The organism is Pseudomonas sp. XWY-1, assembly GCF_002953115.1.
GTDB classification, from domain to species: Bacteria; Pseudomonadota; Gammaproteobacteria; order Pseudomonadales; family Pseudomonadaceae; genus Aquipseudomonas; species Aquipseudomonas alloputida.
Genome location: NZ_CP026332.1, coordinates 4,858,298 through 4,876,414, shown reverse-complemented (window position 1 = coordinate 4,876,414; position 18,117 = coordinate 4,858,298). Strand labels below are relative to the sequence as shown.

General features: G+C 62.8%; 16 protein-coding genes. All 16 read left to right on the top strand.

The genetic code is table 11. The annotated features are described in order from the left end of the window. The first annotated feature begins 280 nt into the window (after window positions 1-280). Window positions 281-736: a division/cell wall cluster transcriptional repressor MraZ gene (gene mraZ, locus PRJ_RS22790; RefSeq protein WP_004575120.1), complete on the top strand. Its 456-nt coding sequence runs from the start codon at window positions 281-283 to the stop codon at window positions 734-736. Continuing rightward, complete coding sequence (gene rsmH, locus PRJ_RS22785; protein ID WP_014592285.1) at window positions 733-1,680, top strand: 16S rRNA (cytosine(1402)-N(4))-methyltransferase RsmH; 948 nt, start codon at window positions 733-735, stop codon at window positions 1,678-1,680. The genes mraZ and rsmH overlap by 4 nt, the downstream gene beginning before the upstream one ends. After that, a complete protein-coding gene (ftsL, locus tag PRJ_RS22780) occupies window positions 1,677-1,970 on the top strand; it encodes a cell division protein FtsL (protein ID WP_003251845.1) in 294 nt (97 codons plus the stop codon). Before rsmH ends, ftsL begins: the two co-directional genes overlap by 4 nt. Continuing rightward, window positions 1,970-3,709, top strand: a complete 1,740-nt coding sequence (locus PRJ_RS22775) for a penicillin-binding protein 2 (RefSeq protein WP_162497240.1) — start codon at window positions 1,970-1,972, stop codon at window positions 3,707-3,709. Before ftsL ends, PRJ_RS22775 begins: the two co-directional genes overlap by 1 nt. Further along, entirely contained in the window at window positions 3,706-5,196 is a 1,491-nt protein-coding gene (locus tag PRJ_RS22770) for a UDP-N-acetylmuramoyl-L-alanyl-D-glutamate--2,6-diaminopimelate ligase (protein WP_177429901.1), read from the top strand. The genes PRJ_RS22775 and PRJ_RS22770 overlap by 4 nt, the downstream gene beginning before the upstream one ends. After that, the gene (gene murF / locus PRJ_RS22765) at window positions 5,189-6,556 is read left to right on the top strand and encodes a UDP-N-acetylmuramoyl-tripeptide--D-alanyl-D-alanine ligase (protein ID WP_104962515.1); all 1,368 of its coding nucleotides are present in this window, start codon (window positions 5,189-5,191) and stop codon (window positions 6,554-6,556) included. The genes PRJ_RS22770 and murF overlap by 8 nt, the downstream gene beginning before the upstream one ends. Continuing rightward, window positions 6,556-7,638: a phospho-N-acetylmuramoyl-pentapeptide-transferase gene (gene mraY / locus PRJ_RS22760; protein WP_003251852.1), complete on the top strand. Its 1,083-nt coding sequence runs from the start codon at window positions 6,556-6,558 to the stop codon at window positions 7,636-7,638. The genes murF and mraY overlap by 1 nt, the downstream gene beginning before the upstream one ends. A gap of 6 nt (window positions 7,639-7,644) precedes the next feature. Next, the gene (gene murD, locus PRJ_RS22755) at window positions 7,645-8,991 is read left to right on the top strand and encodes a UDP-N-acetylmuramoyl-L-alanine--D-glutamate ligase (protein ID WP_029615326.1); all 1,347 of its coding nucleotides are present in this window, start codon (window positions 7,645-7,647) and stop codon (window positions 8,989-8,991) included. Continuing rightward, window positions 8,988-10,202: a putative lipid II flippase FtsW gene (gene ftsW, locus PRJ_RS22750; RefSeq protein WP_020190051.1), complete on the top strand. Its 1,215-nt coding sequence runs from the start codon at window positions 8,988-8,990 to the stop codon at window positions 10,200-10,202. Before murD ends, ftsW begins: the two co-directional genes overlap by 4 nt. Further along, entirely contained in the window at window positions 10,192-11,271 is a 1,080-nt protein-coding gene (murG, locus tag PRJ_RS22745) for an undecaprenyldiphospho-muramoylpentapeptide beta-N-acetylglucosaminyltransferase (RefSeq protein WP_104962514.1), read from the top strand. Before ftsW ends, murG begins: the two co-directional genes overlap by 11 nt. Beyond that, entirely contained in the window at window positions 11,264-12,712 is a 1,449-nt protein-coding gene (murC, locus tag PRJ_RS22740) for a UDP-N-acetylmuramate--L-alanine ligase (protein ID WP_010952455.1), read from the top strand. The genes murG and murC overlap by 8 nt, the downstream gene beginning before the upstream one ends. Further along, a complete protein-coding gene (locus tag PRJ_RS22735; protein ID WP_014592278.1) occupies window positions 12,709-13,665 on the top strand; it encodes a D-alanine--D-alanine ligase in 957 nt (318 codons plus the stop codon). The genes murC and PRJ_RS22735 overlap by 4 nt, the downstream gene beginning before the upstream one ends. Before the next feature lie 5 nt (window positions 13,666-13,670). Then, window positions 13,671-14,540 carry a cell division protein FtsQ/DivIB gene (locus PRJ_RS22730; RefSeq protein WP_003251865.1) on the top strand — a complete coding sequence of 290 codons (870 nt, stop codon included), beginning with the start codon at window positions 13,671-13,673 and terminating at the stop codon, window positions 14,538-14,540. Between the two features lie 14 nt (window positions 14,541-14,554). Next, on the top strand, window positions 14,555-15,817 hold the full coding sequence (ftsA, locus tag PRJ_RS22725; protein WP_003251867.1) for a cell division protein FtsA: 1,263 nt from the start codon (window positions 14,555-14,557) through the stop codon (window positions 15,815-15,817). A gap of 55 nt (window positions 15,818-15,872) precedes the next feature. Beyond that, window positions 15,873-17,069 carry a cell division protein FtsZ gene (ftsZ, locus tag PRJ_RS22720; protein ID WP_003251871.1) on the top strand — a complete coding sequence of 399 codons (1,197 nt, stop codon included), beginning with the start codon at window positions 15,873-15,875 and terminating at the stop codon, window positions 17,067-17,069. A 112-nt stretch (window positions 17,070-17,181) separates the two neighbouring features. Continuing rightward, window positions 17,182-18,093: a UDP-3-O-acyl-N-acetylglucosamine deacetylase gene (gene lpxC, locus PRJ_RS22715; protein WP_003251873.1), complete on the top strand. Its 912-nt coding sequence runs from the start codon at window positions 17,182-17,184 to the stop codon at window positions 18,091-18,093. Window positions 18,094-18,117 lie beyond the last annotated feature (24 nt).

Below are 18,117 nucleotides of genomic sequence, written 5' to 3'. Positions count from 1 at the left end.
GATCCTCTCTGGTAATACCGAAAAAATCTTACTCTTAATAAATTACTTTAACTTCGAACTCCATTCGCTTGCGTGGGTTTGATTTTTCTCGTGTTTTTTTCTCTCTGGCAGTCCTTCCACATTCCCTTGTTGCGCTAAATCTCGGTCCTGTAAGGCTTTTCCTTATGAACGTGCCTTGACGGTGCTGCGGGCGGATTCCTATAGTGTGCGCAAGTGGCAGAAAGTGGGATGAAGTGGGTTTTCTGACACAAAAAAGCTAACATTGTGGGGAATCACAGCCGTGTTCCGCGGAGCCAACGCCGTCAGCCTCGATGCCAAGGGCCGTCTCGCCATGCCGAGTCGGTACCGTGACGAGCTCGACTCACGTTGCAATGGCCAACTGATCGTGACCATTGACGCCGTAGACCCCTGCTTGTGTGTTTATCCCCTCGATGAGTGGGAACAGATAGAAGCCAAGTTGCGTGCCTTGCCATCGTTGCGTGAGGAAAACCGCCGCCTCCAGCGTTTGCTGATTGGTAATGCGGTTGACCTGGAGCTCGATGGCAGTGGGCGTTTCCTGGTGCCGCCCCGCCTGCGTGAGTACGCCAAGCTCGACAAGAAGGCGATGCTGGTGGGGCAACTGAACAAATTCCAGCTGTGGGATGAAGATGCCTGGAACGCGGTTTCGGCAGCTGACCTTGCAGCTATTCAACAACCGGGCGCCATGCCCGACGAATTGCGTGACCTGATCCTGTGACCATAGATAGCGGCTTCAACCACATTACCGTCCTGCTCGATGAAGCTGTCGAGGCATTGGCCCTGCGCGCCGACGGTTGCTATCTGGACGGTACTTTCGGCCGGGGCGGACACAGCCGTCTGATTCTCAGCAAGCTCGGGCCGCAAGGGCGGCTCTTGGGCTTCGACAAAGATCCACAAGCGATTGCCACGGGGCAAGCGCTGGCGGCCGAAGACGGCCGCTTTGTCATTGTGCAGCGCAGTTTTGCCGAGCTGGGTGCAGAAGTGGCAGCACGCGGCCTGCACGGCAAGGTCAGTGGTGTGTTGCTGGACCTGGGCGTGTCCTCGCCGCAGCTGGATGACCCGGAGCGTGGCTTCAGCTTCCTCAATGATGGCCCGCTGGACATGCGCATGAACCCGGACCAGGGCATCAGTGCCGCTGAGTTCATCGCCACTGCGCCCGTGGAAGAAATCGCCCGCGTCTTCAAGGAGTACGGCGAAGAGCGCTTTGCCGGGCGAATGGCGCGTGCAGTGGTCGAGCGCCGTGAAAAACAGCCCTTCACCCGTACCGCCGACCTGGCGGAGGTGCTCAAAGTGGCCAACCCTGCATGGGAAAAGGGCAAGAACCCGGCTACCCGAGCCTTCCAAGGCCTTCGCATTCACGTCAACAACGAGCTGGGTGACCTGGAGGCTGGCCTTGAGGCTGCGCTCGATGCGCTCGAAGTCGGTGGTCGCCTGGCGGTCATCAGCTTCCACTCGCTGGAAGACCGTATCGTCAAACTGTTCATGCGCAAGCTGGTGAAGGGTGAGGCCGACAACCTGCCGCGTAACCTGCCGGTTCAGCACAAGGCCTTCGAGCCGAAAATCAAGCTGATCGGCAAGGCTCAGTTCGCCTCCGAGGCCGAGCTCAAGGCCAACCCGCGGTCGCGTAGCGCCGTGATGCGCGTGGCGGAGAAGCTGCGGTGAGCAGGCTACTTGCCAAACCCTTGCCAGGCGGAAGCTTCCTGATGCTTTTGCTGTTCGTCGGCGTGCTGGTTTCGGCCATTGCCGTGTCCTACAGTGCGCACTGGAACCGTCAACTGCTCAACACCCTGTACGGTGAATTGAACGAGCGCGACAAGGCTCAGGCCGAATGGGGCCGGCTGATTCTTGAGCAGAGTACCTGGACCGCTGCCAGCCGCATCGAGAGCCTGGCCTCCGAGCAGTTGAAGATGCGCGTGCCGTCAGCTGACGAAGTCCGGATGGTGGCGCCATGATGAAGCTCGAAGGCGCACTCTACCCGTGGCGCTTCCGCGTAGTGATCGGCTTGCTGGCGATCATGGTCGGCGCCATTTGCTGGCGCATCATCGACCTCCAGGTGGTTGACCGTGACTTCCTCAAGGGCCAGGGCGATGCACGCAGCCTGCGTCACATCCCCATCCCGGCGCACCGCGGCTTGATCACCGACCGCAACGGTGAGCCGTTGGCCGTGAGTACCCCGGTCACCACGTTGTGGGCCAACCCTAAAGAGATGCAGGCCTCCAAGGAACGCTGGCCGCAATTGGCCGCAGCGCTGGGGCAAAACCCGCAGCAGTTGATCGAACGCCTGACCCAGCAGGCCAACAAAGAGTTCATCTACCTGGTCCGGGGGCTGACCCCCGAGCAGGGCCAGCACGTGCTCGACCTCAAAGTGCCTGGTGTGTACGGCCTGGAAGAATTCCGCCGCTTCTATCCGGCCGGTGACGTGACTGCACACATGGTCGGCTTTACCGACCTCGACGACCACGGTCGTGAAGGGGTGGAGCTGGCCTATGACGAGTGGCTGGCCGGTGTGCCCGGCAAGCGTCAGGTGATCAAGGACCGGCGCGGTCGGCTGATCAAGGACATTCAGGTAACCAAGAACGCCAAGGCCGGGAAGACCTTGGCGTTGTCGATAGACCTGCGCCTGCAGTACCTGGCTACCCGCGAGTTGCGCAACGCCATTGCCGAACAGGACGCCAAGGCCGGCAGCCTGGTGATCATGGACGTCAAGACCGGTGAGGTCCTGGCCATGGTCAACCAGCCGACCTACAACCCCAACAACCGCCGTAGCATGTTCCCGGCGGCCATGCGTAACCGGGCGATCATCGACGTGTTCGAGCCGGGCTCCACGGTCAAGCCGATCTCCATGAGTGCGGCGCTGCAGAGTGGCCGCTGGAAGCCGACCGACAAGGTCGAGGTGTACCCTGGCAGCCTGCAGATCGGCCGCTACACCATCAAGGACGTGTCGCGCAGCGAGGGCCCGATTCTTGATTTGACCGGCATCCTGATCAACTCCAGTAACGTTGGCATGAGCAAGATCGCCTTCGACATCGGCGGCGAGGCCATCTACCGGGTCATGTCCCAGGTCGGCCTGGGCCAGTACACCGGCCTTGGCTTCCCGGGCGAACGTGTCGGCAACCTGCCCAACCACCGTGAGTGGCGCAAGGCCGAGACCGCCACCCTGTCCTATGGCTACGGCGTATCGGTGACCGCCCTGCAGCTGGTGCATGCCTACGCGGCGCTGGCCAACGACGGCAAGATGGTGCCGCTGTCGATCATCAAGGTCGACAAGACGCCGGAAGCCGTGCAGGCCATTCCGAAGGAAGTCGCCGAAACCGTTCAGGGCATGCTGCAGCAGGTGATCGAAGCGCCGCGTGGCGTCTTCCGTGCCCAGGTGCCGTTCTATCACGTGGCCGGCAAGTCCGGCACCGCGCGTAAGGCCACCGTGGGTGCCAAGGGGTACACCGAAAACGCCTACCGCTCGCTGTTTGCCGGCTTCGGGCCAATGAGTGACCCGCGCTACGCCATCGTCGTGGTCATCGACGAGCCAAGAAAGGGTGGTTACTTCGGTGGCCTGGTTTCGGCGCCTGTATTCAGCAACGTCATGTCCGGCACCCTGCGCCTGATGAACGTGCCGCCAGACAACCTGCCGCCACCGGCACCAGCCGTGCCATCACAAGTCAATGCAGCAGCCGCCAAGGGAGGGCGTGGATGATGACAATGCCATTAAGCAAACTTTTCGCCCATGCCAGCCGTGATCCGTTGATTCGTGAGCTGACCCTGGACAGCCGTAGTGTGCGCCCGGGTGACTTGTTCCTGGCGGTGCCGGGTGCCAAGGTCGATGGTCGCGAGCATATCGCCGATGCCCTGGCCCGTGGTGCTGCTGCCGTGGCCTATGAAGAGCAGGGCGCCAACGTGCTGCCGCTGACCGATGTGCCCCTGATTCCGGTCAAAGGCCTGATCGCTCAGCTGTCAGATATCGCCGGGCGCTTCTACGGTGAACCGAGCCGCCAGTTGAATCTGGTCGGCGTGACCGGCACCAACGGCAAGACAAGTGTTACCCAACTGGTCGCCCAGGCGCTCGACCTGCTTGGCCAGCGCTGCGGCCTGATTGGCACCCTGGGTACCGGTTTCTACGGCGAGTTGCAGAGCGGCCGCCTGACCACGCCGGACCCGATTGCCGTGCAATCGACCCTCAACGACCTCAAGAAAGGCGGCGCCAAGGCCGTGGCCATGGAAGTGTCTTCCCATGCCCTGGAGCAAGGCCGGGTTGCCGCACTGGAATTCGACATCGCGGTGATGACCAACCTGTCCCGCGACCACCTCGACTATCACGGCAGCATGGAAGCCTATGAGGCCGCCAAGGCCAAGCTGTTCGCCTGGCCGAGCCTGCGTTGCCAGGTGGTCAACCTGGATGACGGGTTTGGTCGTCGTCTGGCCGCCGACTTCGCGCGTCGCCCGAGTGTCGACCATATCGAAACCCGGCTGCTGAGCTACAGCCTGGAAAACCCTGAAGCCTCGCTGTTCTGCCGCGAAGCCGTGTTCAGTGATGATGGCGTGCGCGCCACGATCGTCACCGCCCAAGGTGAGCGTATCTTGCGCAGCCAACTGCTGGGCCGCTTCAACCTGAGCAACATGCTTGCCGCTGTGGCGACCCTGCTGGCGCTCGACTATGCGCTGGACGAGATCCTCAAGGTCACGCCGCAACTGCAGGGGCCGGTAGGCCGCATGCAGCGCCTGGGTGGCGGCGACAAGCCGCTGGTGGTGGTCGACTACGCGCACACACCGGATGCACTTGAAAAGGTACTCGAGGCCCTGCGCCCGCACGCTCATGGCAAGCTGTTGTGCCTGTTCGGCTGCGGCGGTGACCGTGATCGCGGCAAGCGCCCGCTGATGGCCGAAGTGGCCGAGCGCCTGGCCGACCGCGTACTGGTCACCGACGACAACCCGCGTACTGAAGATCCGTTGCGCATCTTCGATGATATCCGCCCCGGTTTCACCAGGCCTGACGACGTCGAGTTCGTTGCCGGCCGTGGCGAAGCCATCGCGCACCTGATTGCCACCGCTGCTGCCAACGATGTGATCGTGCTGGCCGGCAAGGGGCACGAGGATTACCAGGAGATCAATGGCGAGCGCCATGATTTCTCCGATTTGACCGAAGCCGAAAAGGCACTTGCAGCCTGGGAGGCTCCACATGCTTAAGCCGCTGTCACTCAGCCAGCTGACCACAGCACTGAAGGGTCAACACATCGGTGGCGACGCCACGTTCACCGGCGTCAGCATCGATAGCCGCAGTGTCAGCGCCGGGCAACTGTTTGTCGCCCTGGCCGGCCCGCGTTTCGATGGCCATGACTACCTGGCAGATGTGAAAGCCAAAGGCGCAGTAGCCGCCCTGGTCGAGCGTGAAGTGGCTGGTGTCGACCTGCCGCAGTTGCTGGTCAAGGATTGCCGGGTAGCACTGGGTCAGCTCGGCGCCCTGAACCGCGCGGCTTTCGACAAGCCTGTAGTGGCCATTACCGGTTCCAGCGGCAAGACCACGGTCAAGGAAATGCTCGCCAGCATCCTGCGTACCCGTGGCCTGGTGCACGCCACCCGCGGCAACTTGAACAATGACCTCGGTGCACCGCTGACACTGCTGGAGATCGCCCCGGAGCACAGCGCGGCAGTGATCGAGCTGGGCGCCTCGCGCATTGGCGAAATCCGCTACACCGTAGGCCTGACGCAACCGCAGGTTGTCATCATCAACAACGCCGGTACTGCCCACGTTGGTGAATTCGGCGGCCCGGACAAGATCGTCGAAGCCAAGGGCGAGATTCTCGAAGGCCTGGGCCAGGGCGGTATTGCCATCCTCAACCTGGACGACAAAGCCTTTGACATCTGGAAGGCGCGTGCCGGTGCGCACAAGGTCGTCAGTTTCGCACGCAGCAACCCGAAGGCCGATTTCCACGCGTCAGACATTGGTCGCGATGCCCGTGGCTGCCCGTCCTTCACCCTGCATGGCGCCGGTGAAACGGTAGCCGTGCAACTCAATGTGCTGGGTGAACACAACGTCAGCAATGCCCTGGCCGCCGCCGCCGCTGCACATGCCGTTGGTCTGAGCCTGAGCGGCATCGCCGCCGGCCTGGCGGCGGTGCAGCCGGTCAAGGGGCGCACCGTGGCGCAGATCGCGCCGAACGGGGTACGGGTAATCGACGACAGTTACAACGCAAATCCCACCTCTATGTGCGCAGCCATTGATATACTCGCCGGCTTTTCCGGACGCACCGTTCTGGTGCTTGGGGATATCGGCGAATTGGGGCAATGGGCGGAAGAAGGCCACCGTCAGGTGGGTGACTACGCGCGTGGCAAGGTCGACGCCCTGTACGCAGTGGGTTCCAACATGACACATGCGGTCAAGGCGTTCGGCGCCAATGGCCGCCATTTCGCTACTCAAGCTGAGCTGATCGATGCGGTTAGCGCCGAGAATGCCAGTGACACCACTATCTTGATCAAGGGCTCGCGCAGCGCTGCGATGGAAAACGTCGTGGCGGCATTGTGCGGTGCCAGCGGGGAGAAACATTAATGCTGCTGCTGTTGGCCGAGTATCTGCAACAGTTCCACAAAGGCTTCGCGGTCTTTCAGTACCTGTCCCTGCGCGGGATTCTTGGTGTACTGACCGCGTTGTCCCTGGCGCTGTGGCTGGGCCCCTGGATGATCCGTACCCTGCAAATTCGCCAGATCGGCCAGGCCGTGCGTAACGACGGCCCGCAATCGCACCTGTCCAAGTCCGGCACCCCGACCATGGGTGGGGCGCTGATCCTGTCGGCTATCGCCGTCAGCACCTTGCTGTGGGCCGACCTGAGCAACCGCTATGTATGGGTTGTGCTGATCGTCACCCTGGCGTTCGGTGCCATCGGCTGGGTCGATGACTACCGCAAGGTGATCGAAAAGAACTCGCGTGGCCTTCCGAGCCGCTGGAAGTACTTCTGGCAGTCGGTGTTCGGCCTGGCGGCGGCGGTGTTCCTGTACAAGACGGCGCCCACCAGCGTCGAGACCACGCTGATCCTGCCGTTCATCAAGGATGTCACCATTCCGCTGGGCGTCGGCTTCGTCGTACTGACCTACTTCGTCATTGTCGGCTCGAGCAACGCGGTCAACCTCACCGATGGCCTTGACGGCCTGGCAATCATGCCGACGGTGATGGTCGGCGGCGCGCTGGGCATCTTCTGCTACCTGTCGGGTAACGTGAAGTTCGCCGAATACCTGCTGATCCCCTACGTGCCGGGCTCGGGCGAGCTGATCGTGTTCTGCGGCGCGCTGATCGGTGCCGGCCTGGGCTTCCTGTGGTTCAACACTTACCCGGCGCAAGTGTTCATGGGCGACGTCGGCGCGCTGGCACTGGGCGCCGCGCTGGGCACCATCGCCGTCATCGTGCGCCAGGAAATCGTGCTGTTCATCATGGGCGGCATCTTCGTGGTGGAAACCCTGTCGGTGGTGATCCAGGTCGCCTCCTTCAAGCTGACCGGCAAGCGCGTGTTCCGCATGGCGCCGATTCATCACCACTTTGAACTCAAGGGCTGGCCAGAGCCCCGGGTGATCGTCCGATTCTGGATCATCACCGTGATCCTGGTACTGATTGGCCTTGCAACCCTGAAATTGAGGTAGATGAGCGTGTCTTTGATCGCTTCCGACCAATTCCGCATCGTTGTCGGCCTCGGCAAGAGCGGCATGTCCCTGGTTCGCTTCCTGGCGAGCCGGGGCATTGCCTTTGCGGTCGCCGATACCCGCGAGCAACCGCCGGAACTGGAAACCCTGCGCCGTGATTACCCGCAGGTGGAAGTGCGCTGTGGTGAACTGGACGTGGACTTCCTGTGCCGCGCCAACGAGCTGTACGTGAGCCCCGGTCTGGCCTTGGCCACGCCGGCCTTGCAGCAGGCTGCCGCGCGTGGCGTGAAGCTGTCTGGCGACATAGAGCTGTTTGCTCGCCATGCCAAGGCGCCGATCGTTGCCATCAGTGGTTCCAACGCCAAGAGCACCGTCACGACGCTGGTCGGTGAAATGGCCGCCAAGGCCGGCAAACGCGTGGCCGTGGGCGGTAACCTCGGTACCCCGGCCCTCGACCTGCTGGCCGATGACATCGAGCTGTACGTGCTGGAGCTTTCCAGCTTCCAGCTGGAAACCACTGACCAGCTCAACGCCGAAGTGGCGACCGTTCTGAACATCAGCGAAGACCACATGGACCGCTATAGCGGCCTTCCGGCCTACCACCTGGCCAAGCACCGGATTTTCCGCGGTGCCCGCCAGGTGGTGGTCAACCGCCAGGATGCCCTGAGCCGGCCGCTGCCGGTGGAAGGCCGTCCATGCTGGACCTTCGGCCTCAACCCGCCCGACTTCAAAGCGTTTGGCCTGCGTGAAGTGGACGGTGAGAAATACCTGGCGTTCGAGTTCCAGACGCTGATGCCGGCGCGCGAACTGAAGGTTCGCGGTGCTCACAACCAGAGTAACGCCCTGGCGGCGCTGGCCCTGGGGCATGCTGCAGGCCTGCCGTTCGAGCCCATGCTCGAGGCCCTGCGCGAATTCGGTGGCCTGGCCCACCGGTGCCAGTGGGTACGCGAGCGTAATGGCGTGAACTGGTACGACGATTCCAAGGCCACCAACGTCGGTGCAGCCCTGGCCGCCATCGAAGGCCTGGGCGCCGATATCGAAGGCAAGTTGGTGCTGATCGCCGGTGGTGACGGCAAAGGTGCTGAATTCACTGCGCTGCGCGAGCCGGTCAAGCGTTTCTGCCGCGCCGTGGTATTGCTTGGCCGTGATGCCGAGCGCCTGGCCGAGGCCTTGGGCGATGCCGTGCCACTGGTTCGGGTCAAGACCCTTGACGATGCCGTACAGCAGTGTGCCGAGCTGGCCCAGGCCGGCGATGCCGTGCTGCTGTCGCCAGCATGCGCCAGCCTCGACATGTTCAAGAACTTCGAGGAACGGGGACGCCTGTTCGCCCAGGCAGCGGGAGGTCTTGCATGATCTTCGGCATCTTCAAACCCTACCCGTCGCCGCTGATCAGCGGCCGTGGCATCGACCTGGACTTCCCGATGCTGGCCGGTTGCCTGGCCTTGCTGGGCCTGGGCCTGGTGATGATCACTTCGGCCTCCTCGGAAGTGGCTGCGGTACAGTCCGGCAACCCGCTGTATCACATGTTCCGCCACCTGGTGTACGTGTTCCTTGGTCTGGTGGCCTGCGGGGCAACCATCCTGGTGCCGATCGCCACTTGGCAGCGCATGGGCTTCATGATGCTGCTTGGCGCCTTCGGCTTGCTGGTACTGGTGCTGGTGCCGGGTATCGGCCGTGAGGTCAACGGCTCCATGCGCTGGATCGGTTTCAGCTTCTTCAACGTGCAGCCTTCGGAAATCGCCAAGGTGTTCGTGGTCATCTACCTGGCCGGCTACCTGGTACGCCGACAGACCGAGGTGCGCGAAACCTGGATGGGCTTCTTCAAGCCGTTCATCGTGCTGCTGCCCATGGCCGCCTTGCTGCTGATGGAACCGGACTTCGGCGCCACGGTGGTGATGATGGGCGCGGCGGCGGCCATGTTGTTTTTAGGAGGGGTGGGGCTGTTCCGCTTCAGCCTGATGGTGGTGCTGGCGGTGCTGGCGGTATTTGTTCTGGTGCAGGCGCAGCCCTACCGGATGGCGCGCCTTATTACCTTCACCGACCCTTGGGCCGATCAGTTCGGCTCGGGCTACCAGCTGACCCAGGCACTGATTGCCTTCGGCCGTGGCGAGTGGCTGGGCGTTGGCCTGGGCAACAGCGTGCAGAAGCAGTTCTACCTGCCTGAAGCGCACACCGACTTCGTGTTCTCGGTCCTGGCGGAAGAACTGGGCGTGGTTGGCTCGCTGCTGACCGTCGCGCTGTTCGTGTTCGTCACCGTGCGCGCCCTGTACATCGGCCTGTGGGCCGAGAAGGCCAAACAGTTCTTTGCCGCCTACATGGCGTTCGGCCTGGCTTTCCTGTGGATTGGCCAGTTCCTGATCAACATCGGTGTGAACGTCGGCCTGCTGCCGACCAAGGGCCTGACCCTGCCGTTTCTCAGTTACGGGGGGAGCTCGCTGGTGATCTGCTGCGCCTGCGTGGGCCTGTTGCTGCGCATCGAGTGGGAAAGCCGCACGCACCTGGGCAGTGAGGAGCACGAATTCAGCGAAAGCGATTTTGCCGAGGAGACCAGTCATGGCCGCTGAAGGCAAAAATGTGTTGATCATGGCCGGCGGCACCGGGGGGCACGTATTCCCGGCGCTGGCCTGCGCCCGTGAGTTCCAGGCGCGCGGTTACAGCGTGCACTGGCTGGGCACCCCGCGTGGCATCGAGAACGAGCTGGTGCCGCAGGCGGGTTTGCCATTGCATCTGATTCAGGTCAGCGGCTTGCGCGGCAAGGGCAAGCTGTCGTTGCTCAAGGCGCCTTTCACCTTGGTCAAGGCCGTACTGCAGGCACGGCGCATCATTCGCCAGCTCAAGCCCGTATGTGTCCTGGGCTTTGGCGGCTATGTGACCGGCCCCGGCGGCATGGCCGCGCGGCTGTGCGGCGTGCCACTGGTGATCCATGAGCAGAACGCCAGGGCCGGTACCGCCAATCGGTTGCTGGTGCCACTCTCGGCCCGGGTCTGCGAAGCTTTCCCGAACACCTTCGAGGCCAGCGACAAACGTCGCACCACCGGCAACCCGGTGCGTCCGGAGCTCTTCATGGACGCGCAACGCACGCCTTTGGGCGAGCGCCGCGCACGCCTGTTGGTGCTGGGGGGCAGCCTGGGTGCGGAACCATTGAACAAATTGTTGCCTAAGGCCCTGTCCGAGGTGCCCGCGGCGCTGCGGCCAGAGGTGTTCCACCAGGCCGGCAAGCAGCACGCACCGATTACCGCCGAGCGTTATCACGAGGCGGGCGTCGCGGCTCAGGTAGAGCCTTTCATCAAAGACATGGCCCAGGCTTATGGCTGGGCCGACCTGGTGGTGTGCCGGGCCGGTGCCTTGACTGTCAGCGAACTGGCAGCAGCAGGCCTGCCTTCGATGCTGGTGCCTTTGCCCCACGCGATCGACGATCACCAGACCCACAACGCCCAATATCTGGCCCGCGAAGGCGCTGCCTTCCTGATGCCACAAGCGACAACTGGCGCAGCGCAACTCGCTGAACGCCTGAACGAGGTGCTGATGCAACCCGAGAAACTCAACGTCATGGCTGGCACCGCACGGCGCCTGGCCAAACCTGCTGCAACCAGCACCGTGGTCGATATCTGCCTGGAGGTGGCCCATGGTTGAGAGCCAGAAAGCCATGCCCCAACCGAAGATGGGCCGTATTCGCCGCATTCACTTCGTCGGCATCGGCGGCGTGGGCATGTGCGGTATTGCCGAAGTGTTGCTGAACCTGGGCTATGAAGTGTCCGGTTCGGACCTTAAAGCCTCGCCGGTTACCGAGCGCCTGGAGTCCTTCGGCGCTGAGATCTTCGTCGGCCACCGCGCCGAGAACGCTGCCACCGCCGATGTGCTGGTGGTGTCCAGCGCCATCAACCCGGCCAACCCGGAAGTTGCCACCGCACTGGAGCGGCGCATTCCGGTGGTGCCGCGTGCCGAGATGCTCGCCGAGCTGATGCGTTACCGCCATGGCGTGGCCGTTGCCGGTACTCACGGCAAGACCACCACAACCAGCCTGCTGGCTTCAGTGTTCGCCGCCGGTGGCCTGGACCCGACCTTCGTCATCGGTGGCCGCCTTACCGCTGCCGGCACCAATGCGCAGCTGGGCACCAGCCGCTACCTGATCGCTGAAGCAGACGAAAGCGATGCCAGCTTCCTGCACCTGCAGCCGATGGTGGCGGTTGTCACCAACATCGATGCCGACCACATGGCGACCTACGAAGGTGACTTCAACAAGCTGAAGAAAACCTTTGTCGAGTTCCTGCACAACTTGCCGTTCTATGGGCTGGCAGTGATGTGCCTGGACGACCCGGTGGTTCGCGAGATCCTGCCGCAGGTGAAGCGCCCGACCGTGACCTACGGCTTCAGCGAAGAGGCCGACATCCGCGCCATCAATGTGCGTCAGCAGGGCATGCAGACCCACTTCACCGTGCTGCGCCGTGACCGCGAGCCGTTGGAGGTTTCGGTGAACATGCCCGGCAACCACAACGTGCTCAACGCCCTGGCTACCATCGCCATCGCCACTGACGAAGGCATTACTGACGAGGCCATCGTCCAGGGCCTGTCCGGCTTCCAGGGTGTCGGTCGTCGCTTCCAGGTATACGGCGAGCTGCCGGTCGAAGGCGGCAGTGTGATGTTGGTCGACGACTACGGTCATCACCCCACCGAAGTGGCGGCGGTGATCAAGGCTGTGCGCGGTGGCTGGCCAAGCCGCCGCCTGGTGATCGTCTACCAGCCGCACCGCTACAGCCGCACCCGCGACCTGTACGACGATTTCGTCCAGGTGTTGGGCGATGCCAACGTGCTGCTGCTGATGGAGGTCTACCCGGCCGGCGAAGAGCCGATCCCCGGTGCCGACAGCCGTCAGCTGTGCCACAGCATCCGCCAGCGCGGCAAGCTGGACCCGATCTACATCGAGCGCGGCGCCGAACTGGCACCGCTGGTCAAGCCACTGCTGCGCGCTGGCGACATCCTGCTCTGCCAGGGTGCCGGTGATGTCGGCGGCCTGGCTCCCCAGTTGATGAAAAGCCCGCTGTTCGCAGGCGCCAAGCAGGAGAAGTCGAAATGACCAGCGCCTACGACAAGCTGCACTCGACCCTGGACGTCAAGGCGTTCGGTCGCGTCGCCGTGCTGTACGGTGGCAAGAGCGCCGAGCGTGAAGTGTCGCTGAAATCCGGCGCCGCAGTGATCGATGCGCTGAGCACTGCCGGCGTCGACGTGGTTGCCATCGACGTCGGTGACGACCTGCTCGCACGCCTGCAGAGCGAGAAGATTGACCGCGCCTTCATCATCCTCCACGGCCGTGGCGGTGAAGACGGGAGCATGCAAGGTTTGCTGGAGTGCCTGGGCATCCCCTACACCGGCAGCGGCATCCTGGCTTCGGCGCTGGCGATGGACAAGCTGCGCACCAAGCAGGTGTGGCAGAGCCTGGGCATTCCCACGCCACGCCACGCGGTGCTGGCGAGCGAAAGCGATTGTTTGCAGGCCAGTACGGAACTGGGCTTCCCGCTTATCGTCAAACCCGCCCATGAAGGCTCTAGCATCGGCATGGCCAAGGTGAACAGCGCCCAGGAACTGGTCGCCGCCTGGCAGGACGCCGCCAAATACGATTCCCAGGTACTGGTGGAGCAGTGGATCCACGGCCCGGAGTTCACCATCGCGGTACTGCGCGGCCAGGTGCTGCCGCCGATCGCCCTGGGTACGCCGCACGTGTTCTACGACTACGACGCCAAGTACATCGCCAACGATACCCAGTACCGCATCCCGTGCGGGCTGGATAGCGTCAAGGAACAGGAACTGATCGACCTGACCGCGCGCGCCTGCGATGCCATTGGCATCGAAGGCTGGGGGCGGCTGGACGTGATGCAGGACGAGCAGGGCCGGTTCTGGCTGCTCGAAGTCAACACCGCACCAGGCATGACAGATCATAGCCTGGTGCCCATGGCGGCCCGCGCGGCTGGCCTGGACTTCCAGCAACTGGTGCTGGCAATCCTGGCCGAAAGCGTGGCGACGCGAGGTTAATAACCATGCAAGGCGCGATGATACGTCAGCAGCAACCCGTTACCGGCCGTAGCAAGCCGGTGCCGCGTGGTGCCAGCCGGCTGGTGGCCGACGAGCCCGTATCGGCGCGCCTGCCCCGGCCAAGCCTGGGCGGCCTCAAGCGCTTGCTGTGGCCGGTGTTGCTGGTGGCGGCCGGCTTTGGTGCCTACGAGGGCGCCATTCGCCTGATGCCGTACGCCGACCGCCCGATCACCAAGATCGATGTGCAGGGCGACCTCAGCTACATCAGTCAGCAATCGGTGCAGCAGCGTATCGCGCCCTACGTGGCGGCGAGCTTCTTCAGCGTCGACCTGCCGGCGATGCGCGCCGAGCTCGAGCAGATGCCGTGGATCGCCCACGCCGAAGTGCGCCGGGTGTGGCCCGACGAGGTGGTGATCCGCCTTGAAGAGCAGCTGCCGGTGGCACGCTGGGGGGACGCAGCCCTGCTCAACAACCAGGGTCAGGCTTTCACCCCGCGCGAGCTGGCCAACTATGAGCACCTGCCGCAGCTGGCCGGGCCGCAGCGTGCTCAGCAACAAGTCATGCAGCAGTATCAGGTATTGAGCCAGATGCTGCGCCCCTTGGGCTTTTCCATCGCTCGCCTGGAGCTGCGCGAGCGAGGCAGCTGGTTCCTGACCACCGGTGCGAGCAGTGCCGGGCCAGGCATCGAGTTGCTGCTGGGGCGCGATCATCTGGTGGAGAAGATGCGCCGTTTCATTGCCATTTACGACAAGACACTCAAAGACCAGATCACCACTATCGCCCGCATTGATCTGCGTTATTCCAACGGACTTGCCGTTGGTTGGCGGGAACCGATTGCACCGACGACGGCCCAACCCGCCGTTGCGAAGAATTAGAGAGAGGCAGGACCATGGCAAACGCGCATAGCGGCAAAATGATCGTCGGGCTGGACATTGGCACCTCCAAGGTGGTGGCGCTGGTGGGCGAAGTGGGCGAAGACGGCACCCTGGAAATCGTCGGGATCGGCACCCATCCGTCCCGTGGCCTGAAAAAAGGCGTGGTGGTGAACATCGAGTCCACCGTGCAGTCGATCCAGCGCGCCGTGGAAGAGGCGCAGCTGATGGCCGGCTGCCGTATCCACTCGGCGTTCGTCGGTGTGGCCGGTAACCACATCCGCAGCCTGAACTCTCACGGCATCGTCGCCATCCGTGACCGCGAGGTCAGCCTGGCCGACCTGGAGCGCGTACTCGACGCCGCCCAGGCCGTGGCGATTCCGGCCGACCAGCGCGTGCTGCACACCTTGCCGCAGGACTACGTGATCGACAACCAGGAAGGCGTGCGCGAGCCGCTGGGCATGTCTGGCGTGCGTCTGGAAGCCAAGGTTCACGTGGTCACTTGCGCAGTCAACGCCGCCCAGAACATCGAGAAGTGTGTGCGCCGCTGCGGCCTGGAAATCGACGACATCATCCTCGAGCAGCTGGCTTCGGCCTACTCGGTGCTGACCGATGATGAAAAAGAGCTGGGCGTGTGCCTGGTGGACATCGGTGGCGGCACCACCGACATCGCCATCTTCACCGAGGGTGCCATCCGCCACACGGCGGTCATCCCGATTGCTGGCGACCAGGTGACCAACGACATCGCCATGGCCCTGCGTACCCCGACCCAGTACGCCGAAGAAATCAAGATCCGCTACGCCTGTGCCCTGGCCAAACTGGCTGGCGCTGGCGAGACCATCAAGGTGCCGAGCGTCGGCGATCGCCCACCGCGCGAGCTGTCGCGCCAGGCCCTGGCCGAGGTGGTGGAGCCACGTTACGACGAGCTCTTCACCCTGATCCAGGCCGAACTGCGCCGCAGTGGCTACGAAGACCTGGTGCCCGCCGGCATCGTCCTCACCGGCGGCACCGCGAAGATGGAAGGCGCCGTCGAACTGGCCGAGGAAATTTTCCACATGCCGGTACGCCTGGGCGTGCCGCACAGCGTTCGGGGGCTGAGCGACGTGGTGCGCAACCCGATCTATTCCACTGGTGTGGGCTTGCTCACCTACGGCCTGCTGAAGCAGTCCGAGGACTTGGCCCTGACCGGTAACAGCAACAGCAGCAGCAACAGCTATGGCGATGAACCGAAGGCCCCAGTGCTTGAACGCTTCAAGAAGTGGGTCCAGGGCAACTTCTAAGTTTCAAAGCAGTAGTGGTAGGCGCAACAACTAGAGAACTGTAAGGAGAGGGAAAATGTTCGAGCTCGTAGACAACGTCCCGCAAAGTCCGGTCATTAAAGTGATCGGCGTTGGTGGTGGTGGCGGCAACGCCGTCAATCACATGGTCAAGAGCAGCATCGAAGGCGTGGAATTCATCTGCGCCAACACCGATGCCCAGGCGCTGAAAAACATTGGCGCGCGCACCATCCTGCAATTGGGCACTGGCGTGACCAAAGGCCTGGGTGCCGGTGCCAATCCGGAAGTCGGCCGTCAGGCCGCGCTGGAAGACCGTGAGCGCATCGCTGAAGTGCTGCAGGGCACCAACATGGTGTTCATCACCACTGGCATGGGCGGCGGTACCGGTACCGGTGCAGCGCCAATCATTGCCGAAGTGGCCAAGGAAATGGGTATCCTCACCGTCGCAGTGGTGACCCGTCCGTTCCCGTTCGAAGGCCGCAAGCGCATGCAGATCGCCGATGAAGGCATCCGCATGCTGGCTGAAAGCGTCGACTCGTTGATCACCATCCCCAACGAGAAGCTGCTGACCATCCTGGGCAAGGATGCCAGCCTGCTGTCCGCTTTCGCCAAGGCTGACGATGTCCTGGCCGGTGCCGTACGCGGTATCTCCGACATCATCAAGCGCCCCGGCATGATCAACGTCGACTTCGCCGACGTGCGCACCGTGATGGGTGAAATGGGCATGGCCATGATGGGTACTGGTTGCGCCAGCGGCCCGAACCGTGCGCGTGAAGCCACCGAGGCAGCTATCCGTAACCCGCTGCTGGAAGACGTCAACCTGCAGGGCGCCCGCGGTATCCTGGTGAACATCACCGCAGGCCCGGACCTGTCGCTGGGTGAGTACTCCGACGTGGGTAGCATCATCGAAGCCTTCGCCTCCGACCACGCGATGGTCAAGGTCGGCACCGTGATCGACCCGGACATGCGCGACGAACTGCACGTGACCGTGGTGGCCACTGGTCTGGGCGCACGCATCGAGAAGCCTGTGAAGGTGGTCGACAATACCCTGCAGACTGCCCAGCAGGCGTACGAAGCGTCCAATCCTGCGCCGGTGCGCCAGGAGCAGCCAGCGGTCAACTACCGTGACCTGGAGCGCCCGACCGTCATGCGCAACCAGGCGCATGCAGGTGCTGCCGCAGCCGCTAAACTGAACCCTCAGGATGACCTGGACTACCTCGATATCCCGGCATTCCTGCGTCGTCAGGCTGATTAATGGAATTTATCAGGGGTATAAAGGTGATTGGTATTCATCAAAGGTTGGGTCTGTTATCATCCCTAGCCTTTGTTGATACCTGTTCGCAATTTGCGCTGAAGCGGCCAATGCCATGATTAAACAACGCACCCTGAAGAATACCATCCGTGCCACAGGTGTCGGTCTGCACTCCGGGGAGAAGGTTTACCTGACCCTCAAGCCTGCACCTGTTGACACCGGCATCGTCTTCCGCCGCGCCGACCTCGACCCTGTGGTCGAGATTCCTGCGCGTGCGGCCAACGTCGGCGAGACAACCATGTCGACGACGCTGGTCAACGGTGACGTCAAGGTCGATACGGTCGAGCACCTGCTCTCCGCCATGGCGGGTCTGGGCATCGATAACGCCTACGTCGAGCTCTCCGCCTCGGAAGTGCCGATCATGGATGGCAGCGCCGGTCCTTTTGTATTCCTGATTCAGTCTGCCGGCCTGGAAGAACAGGACGCAGCCAAGAAGTTCATCCGCATCCTGCGTGAGGTAACCGTGGAAGAGGGCGACAAGCGCGCCACGTTCCTGCCTTTCGAAGGTTTCAAGGTGAGCTTCGAGATCGATTTCGATCACCCGGTGCTTCGCAACCGGACCCAGAGCGCCAGCGTCGACTTTTCCAGCACGTCGTTCGTGAAGGAAGTCAGCCGCGCGCGTACTTTTGGTTTCATGCGTGACATCGAGTACCTGCGCAAGCACAACCTTGCGTTGGGTGGCAGTGTCGAGAACGCCATCGTGGTCGATGAGGACGGCGTGCTGAACGAAGACGGCCTTCGTTACGAAGACGAATTCGTCAAGCACAAGATCCTCGACGCCATCGGCGATCTGTACCTGCTGGGCAACAGCCTGATCGGCGAGTTCAAGGGCTTCAAGTCCGGCCACGCGCTGAACAACCAGCTGTTGCGCAAGCTGATTGCTGAAACCGATGCCTGGGAAGTGGTCACTTTCGAAGATGCCAGTACGGCACCGATCTCGTACATGCGCCCTGTTGCGGCCGTGTAAGTTCGAACACTCTCTAGTTCATTA

Bases quoted from the DNA above. Each gene is read 5' to 3' on its own strand.
- PRJ_RS22730 (WP_003251865.1), top strand. From the start codon at position 13,671: ATGCAAGGCGCGATGATACGTCAGCAGCAACCCGTTACCGGCCGTAGC.
- murF (WP_104962515.1), top strand. From the start codon at position 5,189: ATGCTTAAGCCGCTGTCACTCAGCCAGCTGACCACAGCACTGAAGGGT.
- lpxC (WP_003251873.1), top strand. From the start codon at position 17,182: ATGATTAAACAACGCACCCTGAAGAATACCATCCGTGCCACAGGTGTC.
- PRJ_RS22775 (WP_162497240.1), top strand. From the start codon at position 1,970: ATGAAGCTCGAAGGCGCACTCTACCCGTGGCGCTTCCGCGTAGTGATC.
- PRJ_RS22770 (WP_177429901.1), top strand. From the start codon at position 3,706: ATGATGACAATGCCATTAAGCAAACTTTTCGCCCATGCCAGCCGTGAT.
- PRJ_RS22735 (WP_014592278.1), top strand. From the start codon at position 12,709: ATGACCAGCGCCTACGACAAGCTGCACTCGACCCTGGACGTCAAGGCG.
- ftsZ (WP_003251871.1), top strand. From the start codon at position 15,873: ATGTTCGAGCTCGTAGACAACGTCCCGCAAAGTCCGGTCATTAAAGTG.
- mraY (WP_003251852.1), top strand. From the start codon at position 6,556: ATGCTGCTGCTGTTGGCCGAGTATCTGCAACAGTTCCACAAAGGCTTC.
- murC (WP_010952455.1), top strand. From the start codon at position 11,264: ATGGTTGAGAGCCAGAAAGCCATGCCCCAACCGAAGATGGGCCGTATT.
- ftsW (WP_020190051.1), top strand. From the start codon at position 8,988: ATGATCTTCGGCATCTTCAAACCCTACCCGTCGCCGCTGATCAGCGGC.
- ftsA (WP_003251867.1), top strand. From the start codon at position 14,555: ATGGCAAACGCGCATAGCGGCAAAATGATCGTCGGGCTGGACATTGGC.
- murG (WP_104962514.1), top strand. From the start codon at position 10,192: ATGGCCGCTGAAGGCAAAAATGTGTTGATCATGGCCGGCGGCACCGGG.